Below are 2,123 nucleotides of genomic sequence, written 5' to 3' on the forward strand. Positions count from 1 at the left end.
ACGCTTGCGGGAATTTGGGGAAATCAATAGTGCATAGAAATAGCCTAAAACCTCTAACGGCTCAAAATGGGGGCTATAATGCTTGTCTATAAAGCTTCTAAACTCTGGCGTAAAATTTATGCACCATCACATAACGCCATTCGCCATGCATTTTGCTTTGTCGTGCCGCCCAAGAATTAGAGGGCTTGTTAGAATATTTGGAGCGTTTCGGGTTTTTAGTCTATGGGGTTGCTGGCAAGAATACGGCCAAAAATAAATGGATTGGATTAGCCTTCAAAGCGATTCAAGCGTGTAGATTTTGGGAAGATAAAATAACCATTGAAGATCTCCCAACGCTAGAAAAGAATTTTTTCAAGGGAGAGCATAGCGGCTTGGAATTGCTTGAAGAGAATATCCATTCCAAAAAGAATATTGAGAAGTGGTATAAGTGGGGCAAGGCACTGAATTACTTGCTTTATGAATACGAGCTATACCATAACCCTGAAACGACTCTGAATTTTGATAGCAGCATAGAAAGCATTGAGGAAACCCCACAAGGCGCAAAAGATGAAAACGTTTTCAATATCATGCAAGGCGTGTCCATCAACCTCTTTGTCAAAAAGGCGCAAGCAACCAAGCCAAAAATCTATTATTATGATGTGTATGGCGAAAGGGCTGAAAAATACGCCTTTTTAGCCCAAAATGATTTGAATAGCATTGAATGGCTTGAGCTTGCCCCAAGAGCGCCTTTTTACTTACTCATACCCCAAAAAACGCCCTTGTTAGAGGAATACGAACAAGGCTTTAGCGTTCAGGAGGTGTTTCAAATTGGAAGCACCGGTATTTGTTCGCAACGAGACCATGTCGTTTTCCATAGAGACAAAGAAAGCTTATTAAAGCTTTTAAAAGATTTTTCAACCTTAGAACCCAGTGAATTACGCAGAGTTTATAATATTAAAAAAGATGGCAGAGATTGGCGTTTAGAATATGCCATTAAAGATGTTAAGGCAAATGCTAACAATTTAGAAGAATACATTGTTTCGTGCCAATACCGCCCTTTTGATTTTTACTACACTTATTATACCGGTAAATCAAAGTCTTTTATCGCTTATCCAAGAGGCGAAGTCTTCAAGCACATGTTACCCCCCCCCCAACAAACCCTAAAACACCCAATCAAACGCGCAAAAATGTCGCGCTAAATATTGCACGACAAAGCAAAATGCATGGCGAATGGCGTTATGTGATGGTGCATAAAGAATTAGTTGATATAAATCTAATAGCTTCGGCAGGAAGCATGGGGGTAGGATATAATTACCCCCTTTATCGGTTTAGAGATCCCAACTACACCGAAAATTTTACGCCAGAGTTTAGAAGCTTTATAGACAAGCATTATAGCCACCATTTTGAGCCGTTAGAGGTTTTAGGCTATATCTATGCACTATTGTATTCCCCAAATTACCGCAAGCGTTATGAAGATTTTCTCAAAGCCGATTACCCTAAAATCCTTTTCACAAACAATAAAGATTTGTTCAGGGCTTTAAGCCTTTTAGGGATTGAATTGATCGGCTTGCATGTCTTAAACCAAGAAAGCCTGAATCAAGCTTTGAAAAATTAAAAGACGCCACCATAGGCGAATCCTACTACAAAGAAGCGCATGATCGCATCATCAAAAAACCCTTTTATAACGAGCCAGAACAACGGCTTTATATCAACCATAGCGCTTATTTTAGGGGGGTGAGTAAAGAAATTCATGATTACATGATAGGGGGGTATGGCGTTTTAGACAAGTATTTAAAAAGCCATAAAAACGAGCCTTGCGACTTTGATCATGTAAGCAACATCATTAAAGTCATCGCGCGCACGATTGAAATCCAAAAAACACTTGGATTTTTAACGAGCGATTTGCCCCATTTAAAAGGGAATGACAGCGAAGCCTTAATACAAGAAATCTTGCAAAATCCACCCCCCCCCCCCCCCATTTAATACCAATATCGCCCTTATCTTATCGCGCCAAGCCAAAGCCATCGGAGATTTTGACTTTGATGCCGCATTCATCAGCACAAAAGCAAGCGATAACAATATCTATCGCAGAGGCGGAGGATCGGCTTTCCCCTTATTCTGCCTTGTCTAATCTCGCTCTAATT

The 2,123-nt window shown here is 40.3% G+C and carries 1 pseudogene; it reads left to right on the forward strand.

Annotated elements, in window-relative coordinates:
- Positions 1-518: 518 nt before the first annotated feature.
- Positions 519-2,123, forward strand: a pseudogene (locus tag BZK24_RS09985) (type ISP restriction/modification enzyme); the annotation flags it as partial.

It is taken from the genome of Helicobacter pylori, assembly GCF_001998165.1.
GTDB classification, from domain to species: domain Bacteria; phylum Campylobacterota; class Campylobacteria; order Campylobacterales; family Helicobacteraceae; genus Helicobacter; species Helicobacter pylori_DL.